We start from the raw sequence: 16,133 nt of genomic DNA on the forward strand, positions 1-16,133 counted from the left end.
CATGACCAAAGTTGGAATAGTATTATCAGGAGGAGGAATCAGAGGTATTGCACATTTAGGTGTTTTAAAAGCATTCAGTAATGCAGGAATCAAATTTAGTCACATCACAGGGACCAGTGCAGGATCAATAGCAGGCGCCCTGTTTGCGGCCGGCGTAGACCCGGAAGAAGCCCTCAATATTTTTCTTAAAATCCGATTATTAAAGTTTATCAGACCGGCAGTAGGTTCTCTGGGACTCATGAACCTGGAAAATACCGTTAATCTGTTTAAAGAATATTTTCCCGATGATAAGATTGAAAGTCTAAAAATCCCATTAACAATTGCAGCGACCAACTTCAGCGAAGGAAAAATCGTATACTTCAATAAGGGCCCATTGATTAAGACCATACAGGCGTCAAGCTGTATCCCCGGCATCTTTAAACCAATAATGATAGACAGTCAAATGTATGTAGATGGTGGTGTTTTAAACAACTTCCCGATAGAACCGCTACTCAATAACTGCGATTTCATTATTGGATCCTCTTGCAACCATCTAAGAGCGGTAGACAAAATTACCGGAATCACCAGTCTTATGTCGCGGGCAGGTGTAATGTCTATCAATAACGACATGGAGCAGAAAGCAGCATTCTGCAACGTATTGATTGAGCCAAAAGGCATGGGTGAGATCAATACTTTCGATACAAAAAAAGCAGAAACCATCTACTGGCTGGCTTATGAGGAAACGCTTAAGGCCATTAAAAATAATGAGCTTTTAAAAACCCTGATCAGCGAAAATGGAAAAAAAATAGACTAGTCTTTTAAAGCAACAAGCGCATCACCAACGAGCACCGGAATGGCCTGGCAAATGTTTAATTGTAAGCAGAACTTCACATCTTCTTCAATATTGAGCTGTGCAAGCCGGTGGCTATGTGAAGACTTATGCAAGTACTTTCTTAAATCGCCTTTAGCACACTCATATAGATCCTCCGCAGCTACCGATGAATCATCAATGTGTGTAAAGTCCTTGCGTAGTTCTGCCACTACAGCTCCTGCAAATAAGGTGTCCTCCAGATTGAATTTATCCTTCCAGCCCGCGCAAAGCAATAACACGTTTTTATCCTGAGCTCTTAACCAATCACATAAAGCTCCTAAATTTAAAAAAGAGCCCATCACTACCTGATGTGCTCTTTCTCTTGCCATTTGAAGGGCTTTAGTACCATTGGTTGTAGTCAGTACAATCGTCTTTCCTCCAACCTTTTCTGTTGTATAGGAGAATGGTGAGTTGCCAAAGTCGTAACCTTCTACAACTTCTCCATTTCTTTCTGCTGCCAGCAAATATCCATTACCTGCATAACTAAGACAATCTTCTACCTGCGCTACAGGTATAATTGCGGTAGCGCCATTGTCTATGCCATAGACAATAGATGAAGTTGCTCTGAGTATATCAATAACAACTACAATGCTATCTTCTATATCGTAGAGGTTTAGTAGTGCAGGGGTTAGGCAAACGTCTATACTTCTCAATTAATACTTATTTATAGAAAGGAAACTTTACAATTTTAGCCTTGATCCTGGTATTACGGATATTGATATAGATCTCTGTACCTTCTTTATCCATTCCTTTGGCTACATAGCCCATACCAATCGCTTTTTGCAATGATGGAGATTGAGTTCCGGAAGTCACTTTACCAATTACACTCCCCTCTGCATCAACGATTTCATAATCATGACGAGGGATACCCCTGTCGATCATTTCAAAGCCAACAAGTTTACTTTTTATTCCGGCTTCTTTTTGTGCTAATAAAGCCTCAGAATTGGTAAATTTCTTCGTGAATTTGGTAATCCATCCTAACCCAGCTTCAATTGGAGAAGTCGTGTCATCGATATCATTACCATATAAACAGAAGCCCATTTCCAGACGTAACGTATCACGCGCACCTAAACCTATTGGCTTAATATTAAAAGGCGCTCCAGCTTCAAAAATTGCATTCCAGATCTGATCTGCATGCTCATTGTCAAAATAAATTTCAAACCCACCAGCTCCTGTATAACCGGTTGCCGAAATGATTACATTTTCAATACCGGCAAATGTGCCTTTTACGAAGTTATAGTATTCCATAGAAGCCAGGTCTACTTCGGTTAGGCTCTGTAAAGCTTCTGCAGCTTTAGGTCCTTGAATAGCCAACAATGAAGTTTTGTCAGAGATATTGTGCATCTCTACTCCTTTATCATTGTACTTCTGTATCCAGTTCCAGTCCTTTTCTATATTCGAAGCATTCACAACCAGCATATAGGTTTTTTCGTCTAAACGATAAACCAGTAAGTCATCAACAATACCACCATCTTCGTTAGGCAGACATGAATACTGAACCTTACCATCGTAAAGTTTTGAAGCATCATTACTGGTCACGCGTTGAATCAGATCAAGCGCATGCTCTCCTTTTAGGATAAACTCACCCATATGACTCACATCAAAAACACCTACAGCTGTTCTTACTACTGCATGTTCAGCATTGATTCCTTCATATTGAACTGGCATATTATATCCTGCAAACGGCACCATTTTGGCACCTAAAGAGATGTGTTTGTCTGTTAACGCGGTATTCTTCATAATATATATCTATAAAAACGTGGGCAAAAGTACGTAAAATTTAGGCACTTACTAATTTTTGATAGATATTCAGCATTCTTTTAGAAATAGTCGAGATATCGTGATCTCTTTCCACTGTTTTTCTGGCATTTTCACCAATTTCTCTCCACTTATTCGGATTTGTGATGCATTGTAATATGGAACGATAAAATTCGTCCGCAGTATTCGCAATCAGAATATCCTTACCATGTGCACATTTGATCCCCTCAGCAGCCATGCTCGTAGCAATAATGCATTTTCTCATGGCCATTCCTTCTATGATCTTTACCCGCATACCACTTCCTGAAAGTAATGGTACAATCATAATTGCTTTGGAATTGATAAATTCTACGGCATCAAAAACTTCACCTTCTACAACGAGGTTCTCAGAATCATACTCAAAAAACTGCCGCTGCATATTTTTACCTGCAATATAGAAACGCAGTTCACTGCTCAATTTTTCAATATCGGGCCATATTTCATCGAGGAACCACTCCAGTCCTTCCTTATTAGGTCGCCAGTCCATAGCCCCAAGGTGGAACAGCGTCGGAAAGCTTGTCTTATTTGGATCAGTAACGTATTTCTCAAAGTCCAGGGCAACAGGAAAGACTTCAATAGCCGCCTGACAGCCGAAACGCAGGATGCTTTGCCTGTCCTGCTCACTGATGGCAAAAATATGATGAAAACGGTTGATCTGTTCCGTTTCATAGACTTTTAAGCGTCGGGCCAGAAACTGAAGATATCTTCTTCTTGGCGTAAAACTCTCTGTCATAGCAATCCGTTCCCATACTTCAAACTCAATATTATGAGCTCTGTATATTATTTTTGCCTTACTATTTGCCTTAACAATATCCAAATAAGGAACCACAAATAAGCCTTCAAACTGAATGACATCAAACTCTGTTTCCCTTAAAATCTCTTCCAGCAATCTGGCCGCTTCATCATCAAAATAACGGGAAACATTGTATGATTGATTTGAAAAGATATTAAAAAAAGCCCCCCAAACATTTACTTCTGTATCCAGACTGAAAGAATGAAATTTAATACCATCAAAAACAGGATCATAAATATCGTCTACATCTACCCTATGTTTGTTGGTGTTAATGCTAAACAAAGTTATTTCCACATCAAGCCGCAACAATCCCTTTATAGTATTGTAAACTACTATAGGATACCCGCTATTCGGGGGGAAAGGGACTCTATTTGTAAGAATTAATATTTTCAAATCATGTGAAAATACTAATTATCCTTCGTTTTCGGAAAACAGCTCTAATTGAGGTTGGGTAACACTGAAAGTTTTACGGTGAAATGGCGATAATCCATATTCCAAAGCAGCAATTCTATGGACCACCGTAGGATAACCTTTATTTTGATGCCACTGATAATGAGGATAATCGGCGGAGATACGCTCCATATATTCATCACGATGTGTCTTAGCAAGAATTGATGCTGCCGCGATATTTAAATATTTCCCATCACCTTTAACAATACAACTATGTGGTATATTTGGATACGTCTTAAATCGGTTACCATCAATACTCAAATACTGAGGTGTGATCTTCAACTGCTCAACAGCCCGGTGCATGGCTAAAAAAGAAGCATTCAGAATATTGATCTGATCAATTTCAATATTATCCACAGCCGCCACAGCCCAGGCTATAGCCTCTTTTTCGATGATCAACCTCAATTTTGTCCTCTGCAAATGCGTGAGTTTTTTTGAATCGGTCAATTCGCCTGGAACGAAATCCGAAGGGAGAATTACAGCGGCAGCAAATACTGGGCCCGCAAGGCAACCTCTTCCAGCTTCATCACAGCCAGCCTCCAATAATTCATTTTGATAGCAGTTTAACAGCATAGCAGTACAAATTTAAATAAAATAATTCTAGCGCACATTACTTCACCATTCTATCCTTCCAATTGTATTTACCCGAGTTCCCTGCAATTCCGATGTATACGATATATAAAATATGTAATAAATTAAGTGCCGGCAGCATAACCAGTAATTTTCTCCTCTTCGCAAAACTTGTTACATCCAAAAGGAACAAAAACTCTACAATAATTTTAGTAAGTAACTGAAATAAGGCAAGTTTTAAATAAAACCCAATAAACAAACCGATTCCAATATTTAAAAGTATGCTTAGGTTAAATAGCCATATACAAACGCCCAGGACAATAATCGATTTATTCTTATACCTCGTGCTTTTTGAAGCCCATCTTTTCCGCTGCTGAATAAATGCACTAAGCGTTGGTTTCGCATGCGTATAGACCACGGCATCCGCATGTTTTAAAAACCCTATTCTTTGCTCATAATGCGCAGCCATCTTATGCAAAAGCAGTTCGTCATCTCCTGAAGCCAGATCGTCAATTCCCTTAAATCCCCCTACTTCATAAAAGGCCTCCTTTTCATAGGCCAGATTCGCTCCATTGCAGGTAGAGGGCTTATTATTTCCAATTGTAGAAGCTCCAAGTCCGATAAGGTATAAAAACTCCAGCGACTGTGCGCGTTCAAAGAAACTCTTCTCCTCGAAATAAGCAACTGGCGAAGAGATCATTTTATACCCTTTCTCCTCATAAAAATTCACTATTGTACTTAACCAATTTACACCCATTCTACAATCAGCATCAGTAGTGATGATCAGCTTCCCTTGTGATTGACCAATTGCGGTTTGTATCGCCTTCTTTTTGTACGAATTGAGTGCCTTATCTTCATTTAGTTTGATCAGCTTCACACCATCTATTTCATACCTCTCAATAATTTCAGCAGTGTTGTCCGTCGAGTGGTCATCTATAAAGATAATTTCTGTTAAATCTCGATTATAGTTTTGCGCAATCAGGTCTTTTATTGTTTTCTCAATAACACTCTCCTCATTTCGTGCAGCAACGATAACTGTAACATTGGTCTTACCTGGAGTTCCAGATGGTTTAAAATTACTTAGTTTATGCCAACCCCTGATGAATGCGATGACAACTACCACATACAATATGGTAAGGAAAGATGATAAATAACTAACTACGCTGTATACTTCCAAAAAAATTAAGTTTAAAAACAAAATAAGAACCCAATATAGCAGGAATTATAATATTTATCAGCCATATACTTGCTGTGCATGCAATGACTGCAACATCCTGACGGGTTACAAAACTAAAAAAATAAGATGCCGTAAGACTTCTTACACCAACATCAAAAAGATCAAGAGATGGCAAAGTTGATTGAACAAAAAACAAGATACTCACCATCATTAAAATATCTAAATAATGAATATCAGGAATCAGCCAATAAAACAAAATGAAATATTGCGTGCTAAATACGACGTACCTCGCCAAACAAAAAAGCAAAATATTCAGCAACTCTCGCTTATGGTATCTGGCAAGAATGGCATAAAATTTCTTGTATTTGCGGGTAAAACGTATGGAAAGCAATATTCCGTTTAGCCACCTGATGTTAAAATAAAATACGATAAAAAATGCACAAAATACCAGCGCCAGAAAAACAAGTGCATAAAACAGTATGTAATCAAGGCTAACAAACCGATAAATAAATACACATATCGCAATGGCGCCAAAAATATTTGTGAGCACCATCTGACCAATGTTTCCAACGGCCATTGCAACTACTCCGATAATCCTTCTTTTAGGTGACAGGAAAAACACCCTTCCTCCGTACTCGCCAATCCTGTTAGGGGTAAATACAGCCCAGGTCAACCCACAAAAAACAGATTCAATTGCTTTCCATACCGATATTTTCTCAACCTGCTCCACCAGCCTCTTCCATTTTAATGCCTCAAGACCCCAGTTCACAAGCATCAATGAACATACTACACCCAGCACCAGCGTAATTTCTGACCTGGATATTCCTCTTAGCAGATTTCTAAAATCCTTTAGATTTTCATTTGCAGTCAGTTTATGGTAAACAAACCAAAAAGCAAATAAAACAATGGCCGTCTTCAGTATATAAGAAACTATTTTTTTATAGGATGATGTCAACTTTTTTTTCTTTTACTCTCTGCAAATATGCTTAATATTGTCTTATGTTGGTGGAAAAAAAGGAACGGATAATCATGGGCATAGATCCCGGCACCTCGATTATGGGTTATGGTGTGATATTAGAGAAAGGGAGTAAAATTGAGTTGATTACTATGGGAATTGTGAGAATGGACCACCTTGATGATCATTTCTTAAAACTCCAGCGCATCTTTGAAAAAACGATAAGTCTTTTAGATGAATTCAAGCCAGATACCATGGCACTTGAAGCTCCATTTTATGGAAAAAATATCCAGGTCATGCTAAAACTGGGTAGAGCGCAAGGCACCGCTATGGCTGCTGCACTTTCAAGAAATATTCCGATTACTGAATATGCACCCAAGAAAATTAAACAGTCAATCACAGGCAATGGGAATACCAGTAAAGAACAGGTTGCTGCGATGTTACAGCGACTCCTGAACTTTAAAGAAACACCGGAATTTTTAGATGCTACCGACGGGCTCGCTGTTGCTGTTTGCCATTCTTTTCAAAAAATCAGCACTACAGGCAAAGGAAAAGCCTACTCGGGCTGGGAGGCATTTGCGAAAGACAACCAGAAGCGTTTAAAATAATCCGTCACCGCCCTGTTTATGACGGATTATTCAGTTGATAGATACTAAGGTTTTAAAGCCACTGGACGCAGCTTCCTTTTATAATATTTAAATACAAAATAGCCGATAATTCCAAGCACAAACAAAACCCATAAATTAGTCAGCGTCAATATAATCTCAGTGAATATAACCCATCCTGTCTGTATACTCAACCAGAATCGTTTAAAAAATCCCGGCCGGTAATCAGAAAGATTATCATTCTCAACAGTCATCTTCTTAACCGTATTGTCCTGATAAAAATTCAAAGTGATATTGCTGTATTTAACTTTACTATCTATAATCAGGTTTTCTATCTTCTTATCTACATAATCATCTTTCAGCGACAAGGAGGTTTCAACGTTGTTGCTCTTTTTATTGGCATGTTTGTTCAGCTGGGCCACTGCTTCAACTCTATTTTGGTTCTTTAACTGATTGGCTAGATATGCAACACTCTGATCATCCAGTTTAAGGGACTGCTGATCAATAAAAACAGCTAGTTTTGCAATCTTATTGGTGAATTCGTCTAACTTATCTGAAGGGACTTTTGCAGTAATGTATCCTTCAGTCCTGTAAGCTGTAAGCTCTAGAAGAGAATCGGCGGATTGTCTTACCTTTTCGCTATTCTGAATATTGCTTTGAATAGAAAACTCAGTTACAGTACCTCCTTCAGACCGAATAGCGGTACTTAGTTTCTCTTTTGTACGCTGTACATCTTTTACCCTGAACCGCATATCAGCAGTTTTTATAATCTTTTCAGTCAACGTAGTATCAGCCGCTTCCAGATTTGCTTCGGTGACATCTGCACTTGAACGCTCTAACTTATTTTCACTATTGCAGCCGAAAGCCGCTATTGTAAATATACAATAGATTAAATATTTTTTCATAGTATTAATTATTGATGGTTTTTCCTTAATACCAAATACCTGATTAGGTAACCTTCCAAAATCATTTCTAAGAAAATAAAAACCTGGAACAACAGCAATGTTACAAAAAAGAAGGCCTTATTAGTTTATAAACTAATAAGGCCTTCGTCAGAAAACTGCGTAAAATATTAAGCAGCCAATATTTTAAATACCCCTTTGCAAGCGATGATTGAACCGATCAAAAGAATTACCCAAGATACAATAGATAACATTGCGGAATCAGCAGCAAAACGTAGGTATACACCCAGAATACTAACTAAAATTCCTACGGTCATCAATTTATAAATTGATACTTCGTTAGCCCTTTTCATGCTTTCTGTGTTGTGCTTTGGTGTCTGTTCCATACTGTTTTTAATTATGACACAAAAATAATATTAATTAGCTAAAAAGCAGAATAACGTGACTATAAAATTTAGTTATATCAGCTTATGGATTAAGTTTAATCATTGCATCTTAATGAAAACATGATCTTATGAAAAGAATTCTTTTGTTATTTTTTACAAGTCTAAGCGCTTATTACAGCTCCGCACAATCCCCACGTATTTTTAACAGCCAGCTTGAATCCGTGACTGTTTACAGTCTGGGTGCCGAACTAAATCATAAAGCAAAAGTCAGTCTGCCGGCGGGCACCAGTGAAATCATCCTGGGCAATATGGCTAACCTAATTGATGAAAACAGTATCCAAATCAGCGTTCCTTCTAATGTAACCATCTTATCAACCAGTTTTTCCAAAGACTTTTTAAGAAATGAGAATAAAAGTCCTGCCTATATCAAAGTAGAAGATAGTTTGCAATTCGTAAAAAAAGAACTGAATAAGCTGGAGAATAAAAGAATTGTAGAGGAAAACCTGCTTGTTTTACTGGACAAGAACCAGGCTATTGGCGGATCAAATACAGGTGTAAATGTAGCAGAGCTGATTAAAGTTGCAGACTATTATAAGAACAAGCAACTGGAATTGAGGAACAACATTTTTAGTCTTAAAGAAGACGAAGCTTTACAACAAAACAAGATTGGCAGGATGCAGCGTCAGCTGCAGGAGCTAAGCCTGGATAAAAGCGGTACTACCGGGCAGATCATTTTACAGCTGATGGCCACAACGGCTACCAATGCTGATCTTAATATCAGCTACCTTAGTCCGAGTGCGGCCTGGATTGCCTTTTACGATCTTCGCGCAGAAAACACCACTTTTCCGCTAAAAATAGTATATAAAGCTAATGTGACACAATCTACCGGGCTGGATTGGAAAAAGGTTAAACTAAGCCTGTCTACCGGAAACCCATCGCAAAATGGCACTGCTCCCCTACTGTCGGCCTGGTTCCTCCAGTTCGGAGAACCTGAATCTGCTTATAGAAATCAAAAGTTACTATACCAGAACAGGATTCAGAGCATGGCCTTTGCAGCGCCAGAGCTCAAGGAAGAAGTAGCAGACGCAGTCAAGAAAAAAATGAGTGGCCCTTCGGTTCAACAGAATGAAAATATGCTCAATGCCACATTCGACATTGAGATACCTTATGATATAGCTTCCAACAGTAAACCCCACAGCGTGATTTTAAAAGAGTTTAGTCAGCAAGCCAATTTTAAATACTATAGTGTTCCTAAAATTGATGGTGATGCATTTTTAATGGCCGAGATCACAAATTATGACAAATTGAACCTCCTGCCGGGCGAAGCAAATATCATCTTTGAAAACAGCTACGTAGGCAAGTCTTTCATTAACCCTAATGCCACTACGGACACGCTAAACCTAAGTATGGGAAGGGATAAAAAGATTACCATTAAGAGAGAAAAGATAGCTGAACAAACAGGTATTAAATTTATTGGGAACAGTAAAAAACAAATCTTTACTTACGAAATTCGTGTGCGTAATGGAAAAAAGGAAGCCATAGATCTTTTGCTGAAGGATCAGTATCCGGTGTCGACGGATAAGGATATGGAAGTCGAACTTATAAATTCCGGTGGTGCCACAGTAAATAAGGAGACAGGTGTACTTAGCTGGAAACTTAACCTGAAGCCTGCTGCCACCGAAACCATTCGAATCAGCTATTCTGTGAAGTACCCCAAAGACAAGAACATACTCAACCTGCAGTAAATAAAAAGCCCTCCGGATAATTATCCGGAGGGCTTAAATATTATAATTTGACGATTATCCGTTCAATGCCGCCGCGCCACTTACAATTTCCGTAAGCTCTGTGGTAATTGCCGCCTGACGTGCCTGGTTGTATGAAAGCTTCAATGCCTTTAACAAATCGCCAGCATTTTCAGTTGCCTTATCCATTGAAGTCATACGTGCACCATGCTCAGAAGCGTGTGAATCCAATACAGCTTTATACAACTGGATCTTAATAGATTTAGGAATTAACTGCTCCACAATCTCTTCCTGAGATGGCTCCAGAATATAGTCAATGTTGGCAGAAGATTTAACTTCTTTAAGATCTGTTTCAGCCTTTGGTAAAGGAAGCAATTGTTCAGTAGTTAGAATTTGAACAGCAGCATTTTTAAACCTGTTGTATACCAATTCTACTTTATCAAACTCGCCCTTTTCAAAACCAGCCATAATTGCATCGGTAATCTTAGTTACATTTTCGAAAGTAAGCGCAGTATATACTTCATTATTGTTACCAATTACTTTGTAACTACGCTTTTCATAAAAATCCTGAGATTTTTTACCAATAGCAACAATACTTACATTACCATTTTTGTATTGCTCACTGTACTTTTCGGCAATTAAATTATTGGTGGCTTTAATCACGTTCATATTAAACGCACCAGCCAAACCACGGTTAGAAGATACCACTACGATCAAAACTTTGTTTGGTTCACGCTCCTGTATAAAAGGTGACGATGACCCTTCAAGGCTTCCGGAAAGATTTCCTAAGATCTCTTTAAGTTTAGTAGCATATGGGCGTAATTGTACAATTGCATTAGTAGCACGCTTTAACTTTGCAGCCGAGACCATTTTCATGGCCTTAGTGATCTGCTGAGTAGACTGCACTGATGCTATACGAATTCTTACTTCTTTTAAATTTGCCATTTTGTTAGTATCGAGTAATGGGTGTCAATTATAATTGATACCCATTACTTTTGTCTAATTAATATTTACCTGATAATTCTTTAGCTACAGTTTCCAATACTCCTGTGATGCTATCATCAAATTTACCTGCTTTTAAAGCCTGTAAAGTTTCTGGATGACGCAACTCAAGCTGTTGTAAATATTCCGCTTCAAATTCCTTTATTTTATTTACAGGAACAGAACGCATCAAGTTTTTAGTACCAATGTAGATAATCGCAACTTGTTTCTCAACAGTCATTGGAGAGAACTGACCTTGCTTTAAGATCTCAACGTTACGTGCTCCTTTATCCAATACCGACTTAGTAGCAGCATCAAGATCCGAACCGAATTTAGAGAAAGCCTCTAATTCACGATATTGCGCCTGATCCAGTTTCAAAGTACCTGCAACTTTCTTCATCGACTTGATCTGTGCATTACCACCTACACGTGATACCGAGATACCCACGTTAATAGCCGGACGAATACCAGAGTTGAACAAGTTACTCTCTAGGAAGATCTGTCCGTCAGTAATTGAAATTACGTTAGTCGGAATATACGCTGAAACGTCACCTGCCTGAGTTTCGATGATAGGAAGTGCAGTTAATGAACCACCACCTTTAACGATACCTTTCAATGATTCAGGAAGATCGTTCATTGCCTGAGCAATTTCATCATTAGAATTGATCTTTGCAGCACGCTCTAACAAACGACTGTGAAGATAGAACACGTCTCCAGGGTAAGCCTCACGGCCCGGTGGACGACGTAGCAACAATGAAACCTCACGGTAAGCTACAGCTTGTTTAGACAAGTCATCATAAACAATTAAAGCTGGTCTTCCAGTATCACGGAAGAACTCACCGATCGCTGCACCAGAGAATGGAGCATAGAACTGCAAAGGAGCAGGTTCAGCAGCAGAAGCCGCAACAACTACTGTATATGGCATTGCACCGTTCTCTTCTAAAGTACGCACAATGTTTGCTACAGTACTTGCTTTCTGTCCGCAAGCAACATATATACAGAACACAGGGTTACCTGCTTCGTAAAATTCTTTTTGGTTGATAATGGTATCGATACAAACTGCAGTTTTACCAATCTGACGGTCACCGATTACCAGCTCACGCTGTCCGCGACCAATTGGAATCATACCGTCAATAGCTTTGATACCAGTTTGCAAAGGTTCAGTAACTGGCTGACGATAAATTACCCCTGGAGCTTTACGCTCGATTGGCATTTCATAAGTCTCACCAATAATTGGTCCTTTACCGTCGATAGGCTCGCCAAGTGTGTTTACAACACGACCCAACATGCCTTCACCAACTCTGATAGAAGCGATTTTCTTAGTACGTTTAATTGTATCACCTTCTTTGATCTTGTCAGATGGGCCCAAAAGTACCACACCAACATTATCCTCTTCAAGGTTCAAAACAATACCTTGTAAGCCTGTTTCGAATTCAACTAGCTCACCTGATTGAACTTTAGTTAAACCATAAACACGGGCAATACCATCGCCCACCTGCAATACGGTACCAACTTCTTCAAGTTCTGCTTCTGATTTGAAGCCCGCCAATTGTTGCCTGATAATTGCCGATACTTCGTCTGGTCTTACCTCTACCATAATTTTATATTATTTCTTTTGTAAATCAGTATTATGTTATCTTTTATTATTCTAAGCCCGGATTAAACAATACCCTGAGCAAATTCTTTTTTTAGTTTATTCAGTCCGCTTGAGATACTTGCATCAAATTGCTTATCTCCAACTTTTAAAATAAAGCCACCGATCAGATTAGCATTCACTTTTTCTCTGATCAACACTTCATTTGCACCTATTTCTTTTTTTACGATCGCTGTAATTTCAGTCCTGTTCGCCTCAGTAAGCTCAGTAGCCGAAGTTACCTCTGCTGTAACGATTCCTTTAATTTGATTGTATTGAGTAATAAAGGATTTCGCGATACCAAACAAAAGTGCCGAGCGTCCTTTATTAACCAATAACTTTAAAAAAGCTTTAGTTAACTGATGAACACTATTTCCAAATACGCCCTCTAATATCCCTGCTTTTTTGTCCAAAGGAACAATCGGATTTCTAAGGATCGCCTCCAACTCAGGACTACCATCGATCACCTGCTCTAAAACAACCATATCATTTTTAATATCCTCTAAAGCATTTTGCTCTGTAGAAAGATCAATTAATGACTTGGCGTATCTTGATGCTGCTTTATTTTCTAACATTTTATTCGGTATATCTGGCTAAACAAAAACTAGTTTAATTCAACGTCTTTCAAAAGATTCGCTACTAAGTCTTGTTGCTTAGCTTTATCTTCCAATTGAGTACGTAATACACGCTCAGCGATATCAAGAGATAAAGTTGAAACCTGATTCTTCAATTCAGCTAAAGCAGCTTTCTTTTGGTTTTCAATTTCAATTTTAGCCTTCTCAATTAACTTAGCTCCTTCAGTTTGAGCCTGAGTTTTTGCCTCATGAACAATACTATCTTTTAAAGTCTTAGCTTCTTTTAGGATGCGGTCACGTTCTTCACGGGCTTCTTTCATTAACTCCTCATTCTGAGCAGTTAAACGGGTCATTTCTTGTTTTGCAAGTTCAGCTTTATTCAAAGCTTCATCAATTGATTGCTCACGCTCTTTAATGGCAGCCAATACTGGTTTCCAGGCAAATTTAGCCAGTAAAAACATCAGCAATAAAAACGCTATCGTTTGAAGGATAACCAAGCCAAATTCAGGTAATAATAAGTCCATCTAAGTATGTATTAAAATATTCTTTTTCTTTTTTTAACAAAAAAATGTACCAGGCATTCACCTGGTACAAATTAATTTTTAGCCATTACCCATTAGGGCAACTACTACTGCGAAAAGCGCAACAGCTTCAACGAATGCTGCAGCGATCAACATTGCAGTTTGGATTTTAGAGGCTGCTTCCGGCTGACGAGCGATACCGTCCATAGCGGAACCACCAATTCTACCGATACCTAGACCAGCGCCAATCGCAGCTAATCCTGCACCAATTGCAGCAATACTTCCTGTAATCATGATTTTATATATTAATTGTTGTTAAAAAATAATTCTTATTAATGGTGTTCTTCTATTGCCATTCCAATAAACAGGGCCGACAAAATCGTAAATATAAATGCCTGGATAAATGCAACCAATAACTCTATCGCCCCAATGAATACAGCAAAGGCAACTGACACAGGCGCAATATAAAGGCTATCAAATACAAACACTAAGCAAATTAATGACAATACAAGGATGTGACCCGCTGTGATGTTCGCAAACAAACGAATCATCAATGCAATTGGTTTTGTAAAAACACCTACAAGCTCAACAGGAACCATTACGATATACATCCACCATGGCACATCAGGCATAAAGATGTGTTTCCAGTAATATTTATTTCCGTTAAATACAGTCAAACAAAACGTAGCCAGAGCAAGAACCATGGTTACAGCAATATTACCTGTTAAGTTAGCACCTCCCGGAAGGAACGGAATTAAACCCAACATGTTATTGAACCAGATGAAGAAAAACACAGTCAACAAATACGGCATAAAACGCTCATATTTATGCCCAAGATTTGGCTTAGCGATATCATCACGAACGAAAAGAATAATAGGCTCCATCCAGGATTGCAAGCCTTTTGGAGATTTACCTTTGCGTTTTTTATATCCATTTGCAACATTAAGAAATACAACCAGAATAATGATCATGGAAATAATCAATGTACAAACATTCTTAGTCATCGAAAGATCCAAAGGACGTGCATTTAAGGCATGATGCTTCTCATCTAAATCAACAAACTGTCCATGCTCATTTGCAACCGCAGAAGCGTAATGGATCTTTTCATGAACTTTAACAAAACGCTGGCCTTTTCTTTCTACTACTACTCTACCCTCATCATCGTGATTGAAGTCACTTGAATTGAAGGTAACGAAACCATCTTTTGTATACAATACAACAGGAAGACCGATGTAAGTCTCACCTATTACATGCCAGCTGTGCGAGTCAGCAATATGATGCAAGGCAAATTTGCCAATATCAAATTTCTTTTTCGCAGGTTCAGCGTGAGCATGCTCAGTTACGTGTGTCGTGTCTACCTGAGCAAAAGCGGCAGGGGAACTAGAAAAAAACGCTAAAAAAAGCGTAAAAACAACAATTAACCTTTTCACTTTAAACTCAAAAACGTGGCTACAATCCATTTAGTCGCAGATTTTTACTATTTATTTTGGTGGCGCAAGTTACGTAACAAACAGTATATTTCAAAGAAGGAGAACAATAAATATAAAGAAAAAAAATTCAGCACGAAAACCATACCCTTTTCCTTGCTGTTTAAGCTGTAAATCAGCACAAAAGCCATTGAAAAAATCATCTTCAAAGCAATTGACCCCATTATCGCCATAATTCCCACTTCAGGATTACGTTTTATCCCCAAATCAGCCACTATATATGCGATAAATGTAATACCTGCCAGAAAACCAAAAACTATCCAGAATTTCTTAGCCAAAATAACTATGCCCGGAAAGGCAAAAGGAAGAAAATAAGCAATTACAGCCAGGGCAAGGCTGAACAATAGATAACAAAGAGTAAAACGTACGATGCTCAAAATTTATTTTTTTACAAAAGTATGCATTTACCTGCGTGAAAAACAATCACCGGTCATTTTTATTTAGTTGTTTTACAACCTGATACAAAGCCACAACCACGCCAAACAGACTAATCAAAGCAGTAAAAATAGGTTTATCACTCTTTCTGTGCTCATCTATCTTATAACCAATAAAAGCAAACACACCGATTGTAGCCAGCATTTGAAAGCTGATGGACGAATATTTCGCAAAATTGTTTACATTCTTTTTCTTTTCATTAGGCTCAGTCATATGCTGGTACAATTAAATAATCTATGTTTTGTTAAGAAGTTATTGATGAATAAAATACTTT

At 38.3% G+C, this 16,133-nt stretch carries 19 protein-coding genes; 3 read left to right on the top strand and 16 right to left on the bottom strand.

Annotated elements, in window-relative coordinates:
* Position 1: 1 nt before the first annotated feature.
* Complete coding sequence (locus FA047_RS09140; RefSeq protein WP_136835671.1) at positions 2 to 793, top strand: patatin-like phospholipase family protein; 792 nt, start codon at positions 2 to 4, stop codon at positions 791 to 793.
* Here FA047_RS09140 and FA047_RS09145 read toward each other — a convergent pair.
* The 6 genes from FA047_RS09145 to FA047_RS09170 are packed head-to-tail and all read right to left on the bottom strand — an operon-like array spanning position 790 to position 6,592.
* The gene (locus FA047_RS09145) at positions 790 to 1,503 is read right to left on the bottom strand and encodes a 2-phosphosulfolactate phosphatase (protein ID WP_136835672.1); all 714 of its coding nucleotides are present in this window, start codon (positions 1,501 to 1,503) and stop codon (positions 790 to 792) included. The genes FA047_RS09140 and FA047_RS09145 overlap by 4 nt on opposite strands.
* 7 nt (positions 1,504 to 1,510) lie before the next feature.
* Positions 1,511 to 2,590: a glycine cleavage system aminomethyltransferase GcvT gene (gcvT, locus tag FA047_RS09150; RefSeq protein ID WP_136835674.1), complete on the bottom strand. Its 1,080-nt coding sequence runs from the start codon at positions 2,588 to 2,590 to the stop codon at positions 1,511 to 1,513.
* Between the two features lie 40 nt (positions 2,591 to 2,630).
* Positions 2,631 to 3,833: a glycosyltransferase family 4 protein gene (locus FA047_RS09155; protein WP_136835676.1), complete on the bottom strand. Its 1,203-nt coding sequence runs from the start codon at positions 3,831 to 3,833 to the stop codon at positions 2,631 to 2,633.
* Between the two features lie 18 nt (positions 3,834 to 3,851).
* Entirely contained in the window at positions 3,852 to 4,463 is a 612-nt protein-coding gene (locus FA047_RS09160) for a ribonuclease HII (protein ID WP_136835678.1), read from the bottom strand.
* A 37-nt stretch (positions 4,464 to 4,500) separates the two neighbouring features.
* Positions 4,501 to 5,637, bottom strand: coding sequence for a glycosyltransferase family 2 protein (locus FA047_RS09165; protein ID WP_136835680.1), 1,137 nt, complete (start codon positions 5,635 to 5,637; stop codon positions 4,501 to 4,503).
* Positions 5,615 to 6,592 carry a lysylphosphatidylglycerol synthase domain-containing protein gene (locus FA047_RS09170; protein ID WP_136835681.1) on the bottom strand — a complete coding sequence of 326 codons (978 nt, stop codon included), beginning with the start codon at positions 6,590 to 6,592 and terminating at the stop codon, positions 5,615 to 5,617. The genes FA047_RS09165 and FA047_RS09170 overlap by 23 nt, the downstream gene beginning before the upstream one ends.
* A 44-nt stretch (positions 6,593 to 6,636) precedes the next feature.
* Here FA047_RS09170 and ruvC point away from each other — a divergent pair, with 44 nt between their 5' ends.
* The gene (ruvC, locus tag FA047_RS09175) at positions 6,637 to 7,200 is read left to right on the top strand and encodes a crossover junction endodeoxyribonuclease RuvC (protein WP_136835682.1); all 564 of its coding nucleotides are present in this window, start codon (positions 6,637 to 6,639) and stop codon (positions 7,198 to 7,200) included.
* 44 nt (positions 7,201 to 7,244) lie between these two features.
* Here the strand turns inward: ruvC and FA047_RS09180 are convergent, their stop codons facing one another.
* On the bottom strand, positions 7,245 to 8,102 hold the full coding sequence (locus tag FA047_RS09180) for a DUF4349 domain-containing protein (protein ID WP_136835684.1): 858 nt from the start codon (positions 8,100 to 8,102) through the stop codon (positions 7,245 to 7,247).
* 167 nt (positions 8,103 to 8,269) lie between these two features.
* Positions 8,270 to 8,485 carry a hypothetical protein gene (locus FA047_RS09185; protein WP_136835686.1) on the bottom strand — a complete coding sequence of 72 codons (216 nt, stop codon included), beginning with the start codon at positions 8,483 to 8,485 and terminating at the stop codon, positions 8,270 to 8,272.
* Between the two features lie 128 nt (positions 8,486 to 8,613).
* Between FA047_RS09185 and FA047_RS09190 the strand changes: the two genes are divergently transcribed.
* A complete protein-coding gene (locus FA047_RS09190) occupies positions 8,614 to 10,230 on the top strand; it encodes a DUF4139 domain-containing protein (RefSeq protein ID WP_136835687.1) in 1,617 nt (538 codons plus the stop codon).
* A 54-nt stretch (positions 10,231 to 10,284) separates the two neighbouring features.
* Here FA047_RS09190 and atpG read toward each other — a convergent pair whose 3' ends face one another.
* From atpG to FA047_RS09230, 8 genes are all read right to left on the bottom strand, one after another.
* Positions 10,285 to 11,172, bottom strand: a complete 888-nt coding sequence (atpG, locus tag FA047_RS09195; RefSeq protein ID WP_136835689.1) for an ATP synthase F1 subunit gamma — start codon at positions 11,170 to 11,172, stop codon at positions 10,285 to 10,287.
* Positions 11,173 to 11,230: 58 nt separating this feature from the next.
* Positions 11,231 to 12,805, bottom strand: coding sequence for a F0F1 ATP synthase subunit alpha (gene atpA, locus FA047_RS09200; protein WP_136835690.1), 1,575 nt, complete (start codon positions 12,803 to 12,805; stop codon positions 11,231 to 11,233).
* Between the two features lie 62 nt (positions 12,806 to 12,867).
* On the bottom strand, positions 12,868 to 13,416 hold the full coding sequence (gene atpH / locus FA047_RS09205) for an ATP synthase F1 subunit delta (protein WP_136835692.1): 549 nt from the start codon (positions 13,414 to 13,416) through the stop codon (positions 12,868 to 12,870).
* 29 nt (positions 13,417 to 13,445) lie between these two features.
* Entirely contained in the window at positions 13,446 to 13,940 is a 495-nt protein-coding gene (locus FA047_RS09210) for a F0F1 ATP synthase subunit B (protein ID WP_136835694.1), read from the bottom strand.
* A gap of 78 nt (positions 13,941 to 14,018) precedes the next feature.
* Complete coding sequence (gene atpE / locus FA047_RS09215) at positions 14,019 to 14,228, bottom strand: ATP synthase F0 subunit C (protein WP_062551197.1); 210 nt, start codon at positions 14,226 to 14,228, stop codon at positions 14,019 to 14,021.
* 41 nt (positions 14,229 to 14,269) lie between these two features.
* Complete coding sequence (atpB, locus tag FA047_RS09220; RefSeq protein WP_136835695.1) at positions 14,270 to 15,397, bottom strand: F0F1 ATP synthase subunit A; 1,128 nt, start codon at positions 15,395 to 15,397, stop codon at positions 14,270 to 14,272.
* Between the two features lie 17 nt (positions 15,398 to 15,414).
* Positions 15,415 to 15,702 carry a hypothetical protein gene (locus tag FA047_RS09225; RefSeq protein WP_225872684.1) on the bottom strand — a complete coding sequence of 96 codons (288 nt, stop codon included), beginning with the start codon at positions 15,700 to 15,702 and terminating at the stop codon, positions 15,415 to 15,417.
* Positions 15,703 to 15,847: 145 nt separating this feature from the next.
* Positions 15,848 to 16,072: an AtpZ/AtpI family protein gene (locus tag FA047_RS09230; protein WP_136835696.1), complete on the bottom strand. Its 225-nt coding sequence runs from the start codon at positions 16,070 to 16,072 to the stop codon at positions 15,848 to 15,850.
* Positions 16,073 to 16,133: the final 61 nt, after the last annotated feature.

The sequence above is a fragment of the Pedobacter frigoris genome (assembly GCF_005116445.1).
In the GTDB taxonomy this organism is placed as follows: Bacteria; Bacteroidota; Bacteroidia; order Sphingobacteriales; family Sphingobacteriaceae; genus Pedobacter; species Pedobacter frigoris.

Bases quoted from the DNA above. Each gene is read 5' to 3' on its own strand.
- atpG (WP_136835689.1), bottom strand. From the start codon at position 11,172: ATGGCAAATTTAAAAGAAGTAAGAATTCGTATAGCATCAGTGCAGTCT.
- atpA (WP_136835690.1), bottom strand. From the start codon at position 12,805: ATGGTAGAGGTAAGACCAGACGAAGTATCGGCAATTATCAGGCAACAA.
- FA047_RS09180 (WP_136835684.1), bottom strand. From the start codon at position 8,102: ATGAAAAAATATTTAATCTATTGTATATTTACAATAGCGGCTTTCGGC.
- FA047_RS09185 (WP_136835686.1), bottom strand. From the start codon at position 8,485: ATGGAACAGACACCAAAGCACAACACAGAAAGCATGAAAAGGGCTAAC.
- FA047_RS09160 (WP_136835678.1), bottom strand. From the start codon at position 4,463: ATGCTGTTAAACTGCTATCAAAATGAATTATTGGAGGCTGGCTGTGAT.
- FA047_RS09190 (WP_136835687.1), top strand. From the start codon at position 8,614: ATGAAAAGAATTCTTTTGTTATTTTTTACAAGTCTAAGCGCTTATTAC.
- FA047_RS09210 (WP_136835694.1), bottom strand. From the start codon at position 13,940: ATGGACTTATTATTACCTGAATTTGGCTTGGTTATCCTTCAAACGATA.
- gcvT (WP_136835674.1), bottom strand. From the start codon at position 2,590: ATGAAGAATACCGCGTTAACAGACAAACACATCTCTTTAGGTGCCAAA.
- atpB (WP_136835695.1), bottom strand. From the start codon at position 15,397: ATGGATTGTAGCCACGTTTTTGAGTTTAAAGTGAAAAGGTTAATTGTT.
- ruvC (WP_136835682.1), top strand. From the start codon at position 6,637: ATGTTGGTGGAAAAAAAGGAACGGATAATCATGGGCATAGATCCCGGC.
- FA047_RS09230 (WP_136835696.1), bottom strand. From the start codon at position 16,072: ATGACTGAGCCTAATGAAAAGAAAAAGAATGTAAACAATTTTGCGAAA.
- FA047_RS09140 (WP_136835671.1), top strand. From the start codon at position 2: ATGACCAAAGTTGGAATAGTATTATCAGGAGGAGGAATCAGAGGTATT.
- atpH (WP_136835692.1), bottom strand. From the start codon at position 13,416: ATGTTAGAAAATAAAGCAGCATCAAGATACGCCAAGTCATTAATTGAT.